This window comes from Mesomycoplasma ovipneumoniae (genome assembly GCF_038095995.1).
GTDB classification, from domain to species: Bacteria; Bacillota_I; Bacilli_A; order Mycoplasmatales; family Metamycoplasmataceae; genus Mesomycoplasma; species Mesomycoplasma ovipneumoniae_F.
Window position 1 is genome coordinate 1 of the sequence record NZ_CP146005.1, and the last position, 15,510, is coordinate 15,510.

Consider the following 15,510-nt stretch of genomic DNA (forward strand, 5'->3'; position numbering starts at 1 on the left):
ATGAAAGCAAATAGTAATATAAAAATCAGAACCCAAGAACTTCGGCAACAAATTGAAAACCTATTAAATGACAAAATGGTTTACAACAATTTTTTTCAAACAATTTTTGTGGTAAACGAGACCGAAAACGAAATTATCATTGATTTTACAGACCAAATTGCAAAACAAGAAGTTATTTCTCGATGAATTGACACTGTCGAAAAAGCGATTTCTAACCTTGAAATTTCTAAGGTTTTAACTTTTAATAATGAAAATAATTATATAGAAAAACCTAAACAAACACAGGATTTTACTATAAAAAACAAGTATTGCAGCTTTAAAATAAACAATTTTTTGAATAAATTTACCTTTAAAAACTTTATAAGGTCTAACTATAATTTTCAGATTTTTAGCATTTACGATTCGATTATAAGCGACACAAAGCTCAATTTTTCACCTATTTTTATTTCAGGACCTTCGGGAATAGGGAAAACTCACTTTATTAATGCCATCGGAAATTTGCTTGCTGAAAAAGGCAAAAAAGTTTTCTACATTAATGATTATAAGTTTATAAGTTGTATAACCGGTTGAATGCAAAATGGAGAAAGCAATAAAATCAGTGATTTTTTAGAATGACTGACTCAAGTTGACGTTTTTTTATTTGATGACATTCAAGGTTTAGGGCATAAACATCAAACTTCAATAGTTGCTCTTGAAATTTTGAACAAATTTATTGAAAATGATAAAACTGTGATTATTACGTCAGATAAATCACCTTCTTTATTAGGTGGTTTTGAAGAAAGATTTATCACAAGGTTTGGTTCTGGTTTGCATATAAAGTTAAATAAGCCAAAAAAAGAAGATTTTTTGCGCATTTTTACACATAAATTGCGCGAGCAAAATTTGGACAAACACATTTGGACAACTGAAGCGCTTGAATTTCTTTCGAAACACTTTCGAAACTCAATCAGAGAGCTCGAGGGCGCTTTAAAGTCAATTGTTTTCTACATTCAGACAAATAGAATTAAATTTCAGAGCGAAATTTATTTTGACAAGCAAAAAATGCTTGAAATTTTTGTAGAAAAACATGAAACTGAACAGATAATTACGCCAGATTTAATAATTCAGTCCGTTTCTAAATATTACGGAATTCCTGTTAGTGATATAAAAAGTGAAAAAAGAGACAAAAATATAGTTCACGCCCGTGACATCGCCATTTGATTAATCAAGAATATTCTCGACTTGACTCACAATGAGGTTGGGTCATTTTTCAACAACAGAAAGCACTCAACAATAATTTTTACACTTAGAAAAATCGATGATTTAAAACAAAGCAACAATCACGAATTAGAACTGGCCTTAAATCAAATATATAAACATTTAAACTGAAGTTTTAAACATAAAAAATAATAGAAATTAACTCCGTTTTTTGGTAAAAAAACGCTATAAATTAAAGATTTTTTGTTTTTTTGAACTTTTAAACAAACTTATTATAATTTTTATTAAACTAAACATAACCTAACTTAACAAAACTAAACTTAACTAAATTTATTATTTATTTTGCAAGGAGTAAAAATGAAATTTAGAATTAAAAAGAACATTATTGAAAAACAAATCGAAAGAATGCAAGTAGCAATTCTTAGTCACAATAATTCACCACTGAGCTCTTTTTTTATGAAATTAACAAGAGGAGGTTTGTTTATAATATCGACAAATAGCGAACTTTCTTATAAAGTTTTTATCGAAAAAGAAAATTTAATTGAAATAATTGATGTCGGTTTTTGTTTGATTGATGGATTTTTTTTACGTGATGTTATCAAAAAATGTGATTCAGAAATTAGCTTTGAATTAAAAGGCAACGAACTAATCGTTTCCTGAGAAGAAGCTTCATTTACAAAAAGTCTTATTAATGCTAGTTTTTTTCCAGAAATTGACTTTGACCAAAAAGGGATAAAGTTAATTGTAAATGCAAAAAACTTCAAAAAAGCCGTAAAAAATACAGCTTTTGCAACGACAAACAACCCTTCTCAACCGGTTTTATCGGCGATAAATCTTAGTTCTGATTCAGGTTATTTATTTTTTTCAGCAACAGACACAACTAGATTTGCCTCAGAAAAAATTGAAATTTTTAACCAAAGTAAAATAAATATTTCTGTTAATGCTAAAAATTTGAAAGATTTTATACCTCCAGAGCTAGATTCAGACATTGAATTAAATATTGAACCTACAAAAATTAGCTACATTTACGATAATTTAACTATTCAGTCAAGAATTTTGACAATAGACTACAAAGATATTTCAAATGTTTTGCCAAAAAAAGATGAAATTTTATATTTCTTTTCTATAAAAAAGCGCGAAATTATCGATCTAATTGATAAAACTACGATAATTTCGCCCGGAAAAGATAATGTAATTAATCTTACAATGTCAAAAACTGAATTAAAAGGTTTTATTTCACGACAAGATTCAGGGCAATCTAATGTCTCAACAAAAAATGTTATTGACTTTAAAATGAATCCAAATTTTGCTAATTTTGACGAGTATGATCCTGAATTTGTCGAAATAAATGTCAATTATCGTTATCTAAAAGACGCAATTTCTGTTTTTGACAACGTTATTGAAATTTATATAAATGAAAAAAAGACAAAAATGCTCATAAAATCACCTGAGCGTCCAGAAACTAGCCAACTTATTGGTCTAATTCTTGTATAAAAAGCGAACTTCTATTTTAAAAAATCAATAAAAACAGCTAAAATATAGTATAATTTTTTAATTAATTGAATTTAGAAAGTCTAAAATGTCAAAAGAAAAAAATAAAAGCGGTTTAGAGTTTGATGCAATTGTAGTTGGTGGTGGTCACGCCGGAATTGAGTCAGTTTATGCACTTTTAAAAAAAGGTTTCAAAGTTGCGCTGATAACAATTGATAAAAAAAAATTAGCATCAATGCCGTGTAATCCAGCAATTGGCGGACCCGCTAAAGGAATAATAACTCGAGAAATTGACGCTCTTGGTGGTGTGCAGGCTAAATTTTCTGATGCTGCTATGATTCAAATCAAATATTTAAATGAGTCAAAAGGCCCTGCTGTTTTAGCCATGCGGGCGCAAATTGACAAAGAAAAATATTCCAAAATTATCCTAAAAGACCTGAAAGAACAGGATAATTTGACTATTTTTGAAGATTTAGTAACTGAACTTTTGGTTGAAAAAAGCCGTATTTTTGGGCTAAAAACAAAAAAACGGGCTGTTTTTTTTGCAAAAAGTGTAATTATAACCACCGGAACCTACATGGACTCAAAAGTTCTTCGCGGTTCTTCGTCTATTTCGAGTGGTCCTGATGGTCAAGAAACCTCAAATTTGCTCTCAAATAACCTAAAAAAACTCGGTTTTGAATTACAGCGACTTAAAACGGGAACCCCGCCAAGAATTCTTACTTCCACCATTGATTTTTCAAAAGTTGAACGCGAAGTTTTGCCACTTTATAATATAAATTTTTCGTTTCAATCAAAACACAAACTAAAAAAACAAATTTCCTGTTATTTGACTTACACTAACTCAAAAACACACCAAATAATAAACGAAAATTTGGACAAATCCTCAATGTATTCAGGCTTAATTTTGGGAGTTGGACCTCGTTATTGCCCTTCGATTGAAGATAAAATTGTCCGTTTTTCTGACAAACCTAGACACCAAATATTTTTTGAGCCAGAAACAAAAAAACAAGACATAATGTACATAAATGGCCTTTCGACCTCAATGCCCGAAGAAGTCCAAGACCAAATAATTAAAACAATCCCGGGTCTAGAAAATGCAAAAATCGCAAAATATGGCTATGCAATTGAATATGATGCAATTAATCCGCTTGAATTGAAAAAAAGTTTGGAAACTAAAAAAATAAAAGGTCTTTTTATGGCTGGTCAAATTAACGGAACAAGCGGATATGAAGAAGCTGCAGCCCAAGGTTTGGTTGCTGGAATTAATGCCGGACAATTTATTTTAAAGAAAAAACCAATTGAAATTTTGCGAAATGACGGTTATATAGGCGTTTTAATCGATGATTTAGTAACAAAAGGGACAAAAGAACCTTATCGAATGCTAACATCAAGAGCAGAATATAGACTTATTCTTCGAAATGATAATGCTGATATCAGAATGTTAAAATATGCTTTTGTTTCTGGTATGATTTCAAGAGACTATTACCTAAAAGTTAAAGAAAAATACAAAAAAATCGATAAAAAAATAGAAAAACTTTCTAAAGATTTTTTGTCGCCAAAAGATCCGTTGGCAAAAAAATACGGTATAAAAACTGGAATTTCAAAGTTAAAATTAATTTCTCGACCTGATGTTGATTTTAAAGATATTTTGCCCGATTTTGAATACGGTTATGAGTTAATGGTCATTTCTCGTTTAAAAGGCTACATTCAAAAGCAGAATTCTGAGGCCGAAAAAATGATTAGGCTTGAAAATTTACTGATTCCAACAGATATAAATTATCAAAAAGTTGCTAATTTATCAACTGAAGCACTCGATAAATTTTCAAAAGTTAGACCAAAAACTATTGGCCAAGCAAGTAGAATTAGCGGCGTAAATCCAGCAGATATTCAAATGCTTTTATTTCATCTTAATCTTTTAAAAATGCAAAAAGAAGCAAAAACATAATGAGGATTTTAATAATTGGCTTTGGAAGCAATTCTAGAGATTTTTCAGTTTTATATCAAAAAGAAATCAATAAAATTAAAGAATTTAAATACCAAGTTGATTTAATTAATCTTAGTGAAAGTCAAAATGAAAACATAAGTTTAAAAAAAACCATTGAAACAAAGCTAATTTTGGAAAAAATACCTAAAAATTACAGCTGTTTTCTTTTTACCGAGCGTGGTCAAACTATTTCTAGCCCAGAATTTTCACAATTATTAAACTCAGCAAATATTTGCCTCATAATCGGCGGTTCAAGGGGTGTTGATGAAGCGTTGATTCTTGAAAAAGTGCCAAATATTAAGCTTTTATCATTTGGTAAAATAACTTTCCCTCATAAAATTTTCAAACTTGTACTTCTAGAACAAATTTATCGCGGACTTTCTATAAAATACAATCGAAAGTACCACCACGATGACTAAAAAAGGAAAAAATGAACTCAAAACCATATTTACAAATCATTAAAAACATTGAAAAACACGACAATATTTTTGTTTTTCACCACATTAGACCTGATGGGGACTGTCTTGGAGCTCAACAAGGTTTTGCAAAAGCAATTAAAAAAAATTTTCCCCAAAAAAACGTTTTTTTAATTGGAAATAACAACAAAGAATTTGATTTTCTAAATTTTCACTTTGATAATATGGATTCAATTGCAAGCGAATTTTTTGAAAATTCACTTGCAATTACAGTCGATACTGCTGATATTAATAGAATTCAAGAATTAGACTTTTTCTTGAATTCTAAATTTGAAACAAGGGTGAAAATTGACCACCACCCTGAAAAAGAGGAAGAAATTTACGATCAAACTTGAATTGATCCAAGTTTTTGTGCTGCTTCTGAAATGATCGGCTTCATTTTAAAAGAAGAAAAATGACAAATTGACGAAGAAATTGCTCTTTTTGTTTATTTAGGAATTTTAACAGATTCAGGTCGTTTTGCTTTTCCTTCAACAACGGCAAGAACCTTTGAAATTGTGGCTTTTTTAATGAAAACCAATTTTGATTTCAGCGAATTAAATCGCCTTTTGGCTCAAAGAACTGAAAATGAAGTCGCTTTTCAAGCACATGTTTTAGGAAATTACAACAAAAAAGGCAAAGTTTTATGACATTATGTTTCAAAAAGTGAACAGGAAAAATTCAACTTGTCCTCAAGTCAGGTTTCAGCAGTTAATCTTTTGTCAAATATAGGTGATGCCTTGATTTGGCTGTTTTTGATTGAATATGAAAACCAAATCCGGGTAAGAATTCGTTCAAACGGACCTGTTATTAATAAAATAGCGGCCGAATATGGCGGAGGCGGTCACCCTTTTGCTGCAGGGGTTAATTTGGATAATAAAGATAAAATTAATCAAAATATTAGCGAAATACTAGAAAAACTAGAAAAATTAGCCGAAGGTTTTAAACGTAATGGATAAAAAAATAGCAACAGAAATTAAAAATCTCATCGAAAATCACGACTCAATCGTGATTTTTCACCACATCAGACCTGATGGAGACTGTCTTGGAGCTCAAAACGGTTTGAAATCACTTATTTTAGAAAATTTTCCAAATAAGCAAGTTTTTGCAATCGGAGATTTTAAGAAATCATTCTCATTTTTAGATTTAAAAGAAGATTCAGTTCCTGAAAAAGAAATTTTGGAAAAATCCTTAGCCATAATTGTTGATGCAAACTTTAAAAACCGAATCGAATTTGCTTATTTATTTGAGCAAATTCGATTCAAATCAATTTTGAGAATTGATCATCATCCAAATGAAGATGATTTAGGTGAAGCTTATCGCTGAGTTGATCCGACTTATATTGCCGCTTGTGAACAAATTGCAGATTTAGCTCATGAATTAAACTGAAAAATTTCAAAAAGATCAGCCGAACTTATTTATCTTGGAATTTACACAGATTCAGGGCGCTTTTTATATAAAAATACATCAGCGCGAACCCACTTTTTAACGGCAGTTTTATTTGAAACTGGATTTAATTTTTCAAAAATTCATGAAAAATTAAATGCTAAAAGATTATCTGACCTTGAATTTGATAGTTACATTTTTGCTAATAAAAAAACTTACAAAAATGTAATTTATTACACTTTATCCATTGAAGAACAGCAAAAACTACAAAAAAATTCACAAAATTCAGTTAAACCAAATTTATTAGCAAACATCGATGATTATAAAATTTGACTCTGTTTAGTTCAAGAAACCCAAAATTCATGACGTGTTGAATTTCGATCAACAGGCCCAAATGTTCAAAAAATTGCCCTAAAATGAGGCGGGGGCGGTCACCTTAATGCTTCAGGAACTATTCTTGAAAACCTTGAAAAATTAGATTTATTAGTTCAGGATTGTCAAGCAGAATATGAAGAATGAAAAGCTAATTCTTCAAGTTAAAAAGGAAAAATGTCGACCAAAATACTAAATTTTTCCATTTTTTGGCTAAAAATCATAAAAAAATTAATATTCACAAACACACCATGGAGGTTGTTATGAATGGGATTGATATTAAAAAATTTTTAAATTATTTATTTGCGCTTTATCATGTCGACAGCGGAGAAACTGAGCTTTATCGAACTTGAGTTCAAAAAATACTATGATTTACGCATTGAAAATTTTATAGACTTTATAATGAACCGTTTTTTTCTGATGATTTTGAGTCATACAAATATGGCCCTGTTTCATGAACAGTTTTAAAAACTCAGTTTTTTAGCTTTCAGACACCTAAAAATACCTCTTACGATCTTGAGGATATTTTAGATTATCGCAGAAATGATATAATTGACGAATTCAAGGGCATACTAAAAAACGATTTTTTGAAAGACTTTAGCCATGATTACGGCGAAACTTTTACCGAAGAACAAAAAATAGAGGCTCAAGAAAAACGGTGAGATTGTTTTGTCTTTGTTTTTGAACGGTTGAAAAAAATGCGTCCAAATGAATTAATGAACTTGTCATACAAACAAAAATCATACAAAACCGCCTTGTCCAACCCAACAAGCAAAATTATTCTTAACGAAACGATACTTGAAGACAGCGAAATAGATGTGCTAAAAACCGATTTTTAATTTTTTTAACATTTAATAAAAAATTAAAACCCCTTATAATTTATAATATATTTATTAAAAATTATAGGAACCACAAAATGTCTTTTTTTCAAAAAATCAAAGAAAAAATTTTTGGTTCAAAAGAAAAAAAAGCTGCTAATTTAGATAAATACGTGGCTGGTTTGTCTAAATCTAGACTTTCTTTTTTGAATCAAATTGTTCAACTTCAAAAAAAACACATCAAGATTGATGATGATTTTTTTGATGAGCTTGAAGAAATACTAATAATGTCAGATATTTCTCCAAATTTTGTAAACACAATAATAAATGCGCTAAAAGATGAAGTTCGCTTTCATAACATTGACAATCCTGAATTAATTACCGAAATTATTATGGATAAAATGTATACAATTTATTCAAACCGGTCAATTGTAAACATAAATTTGAACGTAAAAACCGATAGAATTAACGTTTTTTTAATTTCTGGTGTTAATGGTTCTGGAAAAACAACTTCAATTTCTAAAATAGCTCGCAAATATGTGCTTGAAGGTAAAAAAGTTTTAATTATTGCAGCAGATACTTTCCGTGCGGCTGCTGTTGAGCAACTTGAAATATGGGCTAAAAGAGTTGGTGCTTCAATTGTAAAACCAGCAACTAATGAAAAAGATCCAGGCTCTGTAGTTTTTCGCGGTCTGGATTTTGCAATACGAGAAAAAATGGATTTAGTCTTAATTGATACAGCCGGAAGACTACAAAATAACGTCAATTTAATGCAAGAATTAGCAAAAATTAACAAAATAATTTCTCAAAAAATACCAGACGGGCCTCATGAGTCACTTTTGGTAATTGATGCAACAACAGGTCAAAACGGGGTCTCTCAAGCTGAAATATTTACAAAAGCAACTCCAATTTCTGGTATAATTTTAACAAAAATGGACGGCACAAGCAAAGGTGGAATCGTTTTTTCAATCAAAGATCAACTTAATATCAGTGTAAAATTAGTTGGTCTAGGCGAAGGAATGGATGACTTACAGCCGTTTGATCTAGATTTATTTATTTTTGCAATCACTAAAGGAGTAAAAAATCAATATCAAATCTAAAGATTTTGGCAAATCTTTAGATTTGTAGCCCTTGCAAAAATAATAATTAAAAATGTTAAAAAATATTAATAAACCTTATGTGAAAAATTCGCATAAATAAAATAAAAATTAAAAGGAAATTATGGCTAAAATTAGTTTTTTTGCACTAGGCGGCCAAGATGAAAACGGAAAAAATTGCTATATTTTAGAAATTGACGACGATATTTTCGTTATAAACGCAGGTGCTAAAATCCCGCTTGACAGTTCAGTTGGGGTTGACACAATTATTCCAGATTACACTTATATTGAAGAAAACAAGGAAAAAATAAAAGGTGTTTTTATAACTGACGCCAAAAATGAATCATTTTCAGGAATCCCTTGGCTAGTTATGAAACTAAAAAACGTAACGATTTATAGCTCTTTTTTCACTAAAGCGCTAATTCTTGACCGAATGAGCAAATATAATATTGAAGATGCTACTTTTGAGATAAAACCAATAATATCTGAGCTAAAAATTAGTGAAAAAATAACTATAATTCCCTTTTCGGTCGCAGGTTCAATGCCTGGTTCAATCGGTTTTTGCTTTCAAACTGAGGATGGCTCAATTGTTTTTATGTCCAATTATGTCGTTGGAAATTTAGGAGTTTATGGTGAAACTAATTTTGACTTAATCAAAAAAGTTAGCCAGAACCCAAAAGGTGTTTTAATGTTTATCTCTGATTCAGGTAAATCGAATGTGCCTGGAAAAGCAATGAACAAGCTTTTTGCTAGATCTTTTCTTGAAAAAAGTTTCCTGCAAGCCGACAAAAATTCGCGAATTGTCGTTTCAGCTTATGATGAAGAAATGGTTTCAATTCAGGAAATCATAGATCTTGCCTTGAAATTTAACAGGCAAATTACAGCTTATGGAAAAAAATATGACAAATTATACGACATGATTTATAAGCTTGATAAATTAACAACAAATAAAATAAAGAGTTTGCCAACTTTTTTTGACTATAAATTTGCAAACAAGCAAAAAAATTCTGTCGTTTTAATAACATCTAGTCCTGAGAGAATTTGTCACCGATTTAACCGTGTTCTTCAGAATGATGATGCCTATTTTAAGCTAAAAAAGTCAGATTATGTAATTATGCTAACCCCTCCAATTAACGGGATGGAGCAACTTTATGCTAAAGTTTTAGACCAAATTGCTAAATCTGTAACAAATATAGTCGATATTTCTGAATCAGATTTTGGACTAGCACGCCCATACAAAGAAGATATTTCTGATATGATTGACCTTCTTAAGCCAAAATATTTTATTCCAATTCAAGGACTTTATCGATATTTAGTTGTTGCTTCAAATATTGCGGCTAATAATAAAATAAATAGGCAAAACACAATTATTTTACAAAACAAAAGAATAGCTAATTTTATTGACGGAAATTTATTTTCACGTAAAAAACTGACAAAAGGACAAGATGAAATTTATATTTCAGGCTATGGAATTGGTGATGTTTCTTTTGAAGTGCTAAAAGAACGCGAATCATTATCTCAAGATGGATTGATAATTGTTTCCTTTTTGTTCAATCCTATTTTAAAAAAGATTGTCTCAAAAGTTGAAATAACTGATCACGGAATTTTAAGCCGTGAAAACCGTGAATCATATCATGAGATAATTCGAAAAATTATTTTTGATAATTTTTCGAATATTAAGAAAATAAATGATAAAATTTTGAAAGAATTACAACAAAAAACTCAAAAAAATATCAAAAAAAAGATTTTCCGTATTTTTGATAAAGAACCCAATGTTTCTGTTATAATTCATAACATTTATCCAGAAGAAAAGGAGCTAAAAATGAAAAAAATGCTATGAAAAGACGCCCAGGAAGAAATTAAAACTGGTGTTGTTTACTTAGAATTTGCGGTTGACTGGTGTGGTGATTGCAAAATGCAAGAGCCTGTTAATGAAGAACTTTCTGAGTACTTTAAAAACAGAACTGATGTAAAATTAATTCAGGTTAATGCAGAAGAAGCGCAATTATTTAGAAAAAAAGACACTGAATACGAAGTTCTTTTTGTGCCAACTCACTTCGTTTTCAAAGACGGTAAGCCAATTTTCAAAAAATTTGAATACGCTCCAGCAGAATTGTTAATTGAAACAATTGAAGAAGCCTTAAAAAAATAAGGACAAAATTTAAATTTTCACACTACTAAAATTAACTATTTTTCAGTTTTTTTGTTATAATTTAACAACAATGTCAAGGTTAGATGCTAAAAAAGAAAAATATTTAAAGCAGATAGTTGAAAATTTTATTAAAACCGGAGAATCAATCGGTTCAAACACTTTAAAAGAAAATTACAGCATAAAAAAATCCTCTTCACACCTTAGAATGGTAATGAATCAACTTGAAAAAGAAGGTTTTTTGGAAAAACCTCATATTTCAAGTGGTAGAATTCCAACACTAAGAGGGTTTCAGTACTATGCTGAATTTTTGTCATTCGACGAAAACGAAATTTTAGCAAATAAACTAAAAGACTTGTTTGCCCGCCGACGTGTCAGCATTGAAAATACAATTTCTGAAGCATTTAATTTGATTTCTGAATCTGTCGGCACCACAATAATTACCACAACTAGCAATGAAAATGACCGTTTAATGTCAATAAACTTGACACAAATATCGCAAAATGAAGGGATTGTTGTCGTTGTTAGCTCTAGCGGCAGTGTTGAAAATAAAAAAATCACATTTTCACCTTCAATTTCTCTGCAGGATGTCAAAATCGCAATTCGCCTATTTCAACAAAGACTAATAAATACTCCATTAGCAGAAGTTTCATCAAAATTAATCATTTTAAAACAAGAATTAGAAAAACAAATTAAACATAGCGATGAACTTTTGCATCATTTTATACACAAAATTTTTAACTTCCAAATCCAAAATAAATCAGACGTTTATAATAAAAATATGTTAATCTTAGATAGCGAAATTTCTAGAACCAGACTTGTTGATTTGCTTAATTTGATTGAAAAAAAGTCGATTTGAGAAATGCTAGACGAAAAAACTACCACTGAAGATGAAACCTTAAAAATCAGTATAGAATCGCCTGAAACCTCATTTATCTCAAAAAAACTTGAAAAATCCTTTGCAATCAAGGAAATTAGCATGATAGGATCAACGAAAAAAATTAATTATTCTGCAGCGCGAACAGGCATAAAACTTTTAGAAGATTTTCTATCAAATAAAAACAAAAATAGAAAGGAATAATAATGATTTTTGAGAATTCTGAAGATAAAAAAACTAATCTAAACAACAGCGAACAACAAGAATCTGAAAAAATTTCTAGCGAGTCAGTCGAAAATAACCTTGAAAATTCAGCCCAAAAAATAGAAACTGAAACAGAAAATAATGAAAAAAACGCCAAAAAATCACGTCGTTTTTTAAAAAAGGAATCTAAATTAAAAGACCTTGAAAATCAAATCCAATCATTAACTACAAAAAACATTAGTCTTGAAATTGAGTCCTTAAAATTAAAAGACAAAATCAAAAAAATTGAGGATGACTTTAAATCTCAAGTCAAAATTTTCGAGGAAAAAGCCGCTCAAAAAGTTAAAGATATTAAATCTGAACTTCAAGTTAAATTTGAAAATGACCAAAATCACATAAAAAAATACAGCTTACAACCTTTTTTTGAAGAGTTTATTTCACCATTTTTAAATCTTAAAAAAGCAATTTCATATGGTTTAAATGCAGAAAATCCCGAAACTTCTTCATATGTAAAAGGATTTGAGATGCTTGTTGGTCAAATCGAAAATGTTATGGAAAATTTCGGAATAACAAAAATAGTGCCTGAAATAGGTGGTTTTTTTGATTCTTCAGTGCACGAAGTTTATGAAGTTTCTAACGGAGAAAAAGATAAAATTTCTGACATAATTTCAATTGGATACAAACTTCATGATCGGGTTGTAAAAACAGCGCTTGTAGTTGTTGGAAACACAAATGAACAAAAAAATTAGTAACCAAATATCCGAATTTTTTATCAAAAATAATTTAATTTTTGATAAAACCAAGATAATAGTTGAAAAATCGAAGAATTTTGGCGACTTTAGTACAAATGTAGCTTTAATTTTTTCAAAACAAAATAAATTAAAGCCTTTAGAACTTGCAGAAAAAATTAAAAACTGATTAAACCAGCAAGAATTAGGGCTTGAAAAAATCGAGATAGCTGCACCTGGATTTTTGAATTTTTTTGTTTCCAAAACAGAATATTCAAAAATTGTTAAGAAAATAATCGATCAAAATGAAAATTTTGGTCGAAGTTTTTTGTCAAAAAAAATAAATGTCGAATTTGTTTCTGCTAACCCGACTGGATTTTTACACCTTGGTCATCTCAGAAGTGCTGTTATTGGTGATATTTTGTCAAATATTCTTGAATTTTCAGGTAATTCTGTTCTTCGCGAGTATTATGTAAATGATTTTGGTTCTCAAATTGACAAATTAGTTGGTTCAGTTTTTGCCCGTTATCAACAAATTTTTAAAGATATTCCTCTTCCAGAAGAAGCTTATCTTGGTGAAGAAATTATTTTAATGGCCAAAAATTTTTTTGACGAATATGGCAATAAATTTGAATCATCAAGTCTTGAAAACTCCGAAATTTACAGCATTTTTCGCCAAAAATCTCTTGATTTTTTTCTTAGTGAAATAAAAAAAGATTTATCAAATTTATCAATTAAATTTGATAAATTCACATCTGAAAGTGATTTATTTTTATCTGGAAATGTTCAAAAAACCCTTGAAAATATAGGTTTTACATATAAAAAAGACAACGCGCTTTGACTAAAAACATCAGATTTTGGCGATCAAAAAGATCGCGTTTTAATAAAAAACGGTGGTAACTACACTTATTTTTCAAGTGATATTGCCTATCATTTACACAAAATTAATTCAGAATTTAAGCCCGAAATTTTAATAAATATTTGAGGAGCAGACCATATTGGCTATGTTGACCGTGTAAAAGCGGCCCTAAAAATTGCTAATCAGGAAAATAAATTGCAAATTTTGCTATATCAACTTGTAAAATTAGTAAAAAACGGGAAAGAATTTAAAATGTCCAAAAGAAAAGGACAAACTTTTACAATCAAAGACCTTCTTCAAGTTGCAAATGCTGATGCAATTCGTTATTTTATTGCTGAACGGGGGTATAATTCGCTTGTAGAATTTGATGTAGACTTAGCAAGTAGCATAGATTCACAGAATCCGTTGTTTTTAATCCAATATGCCCATGCTCGTGCGGTTAATTTGCTGGCTAAATCTAATTTAAATGTCGAAAATTTAGGCGCATTTAAATTAGAAAATGAAACTAATTTAATTTCAAAATTAAACCAATTTGAGGAAATTGTTTTAAAAATAGCAAAAAATTATAAAATTAATTTGCTACCAAAATATTTACTAGAATTAGCTAACCTCTTTAATTCTTTTTATTCTAATACAAAAATATTGAATAATTCAGACACAAATAATCTTTTATGTTTAACAAAAGCTGTCTCAATTGTTTTAAAAAATGGATTAAAATTACTTGGAATAAAGGCAAAAGAAAGGATTTAAAAGATGAAAACTATAATTTCAATAGCAATAAATTTTCTAAAAAACCGAGAATCTGCTCATTTTAGCGACATTTTTCTTGAAGTTCAGGTGGCCTTGATGTCAAAATGAGAAAATCAATTACCTAATTTATCCACAGATAAAATTTTAACTTTAAAAAGAGGCGAGCTCTATAAATTATTAACAATTGACGGTAGTTTTGTTGCTTTGGGCAATAATTACTGAGCCCTTAGAAGTGATATTTTAATTTAATTTATTTTTTTAAAGGTGTAAAATGAATCTACAAAATACAAAAGCAATGTTGGAAAAAGCTCGTAAAAACAAATACGCAATTCCACATATTAACATAAATAATCTTGAATGAACAAAAGCTGCGCTTCTTGGCGCGCAAGCCAAAAAATCTCCTTTAATAATCGCGACCTCAGAAGGTGCTCTAAAATATATGGGAGGTCTAAAAACCGTTTATAATTTAGTGACAAATTTAATTGAATTTTTAGAAATAACAGTACCTGTTGCGCTTCATTTGGATCACGGAAGTTTTGAAACTTGCAAAAAAGCTCTTGAAACAGGATTTACTTCAGTTATGTATGATGGTTCAAGAGAAGAATTTTCAAAAAATTTAGAGCTAACAAGAGAAATTGTTGAGCTTGCAAATTCAAAAAATGCAACAGTTGAAGCTGAAGTTGGCCAAATTGGTGGCGAAGAAGACGGAATTGTCGGAAATGGTGAAATTGCTGACGTTGATCAAGCATATGAAATTTCCAAAACTGGAATTACCTGCCTGGCTGCCGGAATTGGTAACATTCACGGTGTTTATCCGTCTAGTTGAAAATCTCTAGACTTTGATGTTTTAGACAAAATTTCTGAAAAAACTCAACTTCCACTAGTTTTACACGGTGGTAGTGGTCTTCCGAAAGATCAAATTCAAAAAGCAATTAAACTAGGAATTGCAAAAATTAATGTAAACACTGAACTTCAACAGGCCAATGCTGCTGCTGTAACAGATTTTGTTGTTTCTGGAAAAATTAAAGAAGGCAAAAATTTTGACCCTCGAAAATTATTAGCCCCAGGAACAAAAGCGATCCAAGAACTTGTTGAGGCTAAAATTGTCGAATTTGGTTCAGAAAATCAAGCATAATTTGG

General features: G+C 29.8%; 14 protein-coding genes. All 14 read left to right on the plus strand.

Annotated features, from left to right (window positions below; genetic code table 4):
• On the plus strand, nucleotides 1–1,389 hold the full coding sequence (gene dnaA / locus V3249_RS00005) for a chromosomal replication initiator protein DnaA (RefSeq protein ID WP_341517538.1): 1,389 nt from the start codon (nucleotides 1–3) through the stop codon (nucleotides 1,387–1,389).
• A gap of 165 nt (nucleotides 1,390–1,554) precedes the next feature.
• Nucleotides 1,555–2,691, plus strand: a complete 1,137-nt coding sequence (locus V3249_RS00010) for a DNA polymerase III subunit beta (protein ID WP_337895750.1) — start codon at nucleotides 1,555–1,557, stop codon at nucleotides 2,689–2,691.
• Between the two features lie 85 nt (nucleotides 2,692–2,776).
• A complete protein-coding gene (mnmG, locus tag V3249_RS00015) occupies nucleotides 2,777–4,636 on the plus strand; it encodes a tRNA uridine-5-carboxymethylaminomethyl(34) synthesis enzyme MnmG (protein ID WP_337902488.1) in 1,860 nt (619 codons plus the stop codon).
• Nucleotides 4,636–5,094 (plus strand): 23S rRNA (pseudouridine(1915)-N(3))-methyltransferase RlmH, encoded by a 459-nt coding sequence (locus V3249_RS00020; RefSeq protein WP_337902489.1) that lies wholly within the window; start codon nucleotides 4,636–4,638, stop codon nucleotides 5,092–5,094. Before mnmG ends, V3249_RS00020 begins: the two co-directional genes overlap by 1 nt.
• An 11-nt stretch (nucleotides 5,095–5,105) precedes the next feature.
• Nucleotides 5,106–6,089, plus strand: a complete 984-nt coding sequence (locus tag V3249_RS00025; RefSeq protein WP_341517539.1) for a bifunctional oligoribonuclease/PAP phosphatase NrnA — start codon at nucleotides 5,106–5,108, stop codon at nucleotides 6,087–6,089.
• Nucleotides 6,082–7,056, plus strand: a complete 975-nt coding sequence (locus V3249_RS00030; protein ID WP_337902492.1) for a bifunctional oligoribonuclease/PAP phosphatase NrnA — start codon at nucleotides 6,082–6,084, stop codon at nucleotides 7,054–7,056. Before V3249_RS00025 ends, V3249_RS00030 begins: the two co-directional genes overlap by 8 nt.
• An 83-nt stretch (nucleotides 7,057–7,139) precedes the next feature.
• Nucleotides 7,140–7,727, plus strand: coding sequence for a Panacea domain-containing protein (locus V3249_RS00035; protein ID WP_341517540.1), 588 nt, complete (start codon nucleotides 7,140–7,142; stop codon nucleotides 7,725–7,727).
• Nucleotides 7,728–7,804: 77 nt separating this feature from the next.
• Complete coding sequence (ftsY, locus tag V3249_RS00040) at nucleotides 7,805–8,806, plus strand: signal recognition particle-docking protein FtsY (protein WP_303465739.1); 1,002 nt, start codon at nucleotides 7,805–7,807, stop codon at nucleotides 8,804–8,806.
• A 121-nt stretch (nucleotides 8,807–8,927) separates the two neighbouring features.
• Nucleotides 8,928–10,955 carry a thioredoxin domain-containing protein gene (locus V3249_RS00045; protein WP_341517541.1) on the plus strand — a complete coding sequence of 676 codons (2,028 nt, stop codon included), beginning with the start codon at nucleotides 8,928–8,930 and terminating at the stop codon, nucleotides 10,953–10,955.
• A 70-nt stretch (nucleotides 10,956–11,025) separates the two neighbouring features.
• Nucleotides 11,026–12,033 (plus strand): heat-inducible transcriptional repressor HrcA, encoded by a 1,008-nt coding sequence (locus tag V3249_RS00050; RefSeq protein ID WP_332977284.1) that lies wholly within the window; start codon nucleotides 11,026–11,028, stop codon nucleotides 12,031–12,033.
• 2 nt (nucleotides 12,034–12,035) lie between these two features.
• Nucleotides 12,036–12,782: a nucleotide exchange factor GrpE gene (gene grpE / locus V3249_RS00055; protein ID WP_337902495.1), complete on the plus strand. Its 747-nt coding sequence runs from the start codon at nucleotides 12,036–12,038 to the stop codon at nucleotides 12,780–12,782.
• Nucleotides 12,766–14,370, plus strand: a complete 1,605-nt coding sequence (gene argS / locus V3249_RS00060) for an arginine--tRNA ligase (RefSeq protein WP_341517542.1) — start codon at nucleotides 12,766–12,768, stop codon at nucleotides 14,368–14,370. Before grpE ends, argS begins: the two co-directional genes overlap by 17 nt.
• Nucleotides 14,371–14,373: 3 nt before the next feature.
• Nucleotides 14,374–14,619 carry a DNA-directed RNA polymerase subunit delta gene (gene rpoE, locus V3249_RS00065; protein ID WP_044284293.1) on the plus strand — a complete coding sequence of 82 codons (246 nt, stop codon included), beginning with the start codon at nucleotides 14,374–14,376 and terminating at the stop codon, nucleotides 14,617–14,619.
• 22 nt (nucleotides 14,620–14,641) lie between these two features.
• On the plus strand, nucleotides 14,642–15,505 hold the full coding sequence (gene fba / locus V3249_RS00070; RefSeq protein WP_044284294.1) for a class II fructose-1,6-bisphosphate aldolase: 864 nt from the start codon (nucleotides 14,642–14,644) through the stop codon (nucleotides 15,503–15,505).
• Nucleotides 15,506–15,510: the final 5 nt, after the last annotated feature.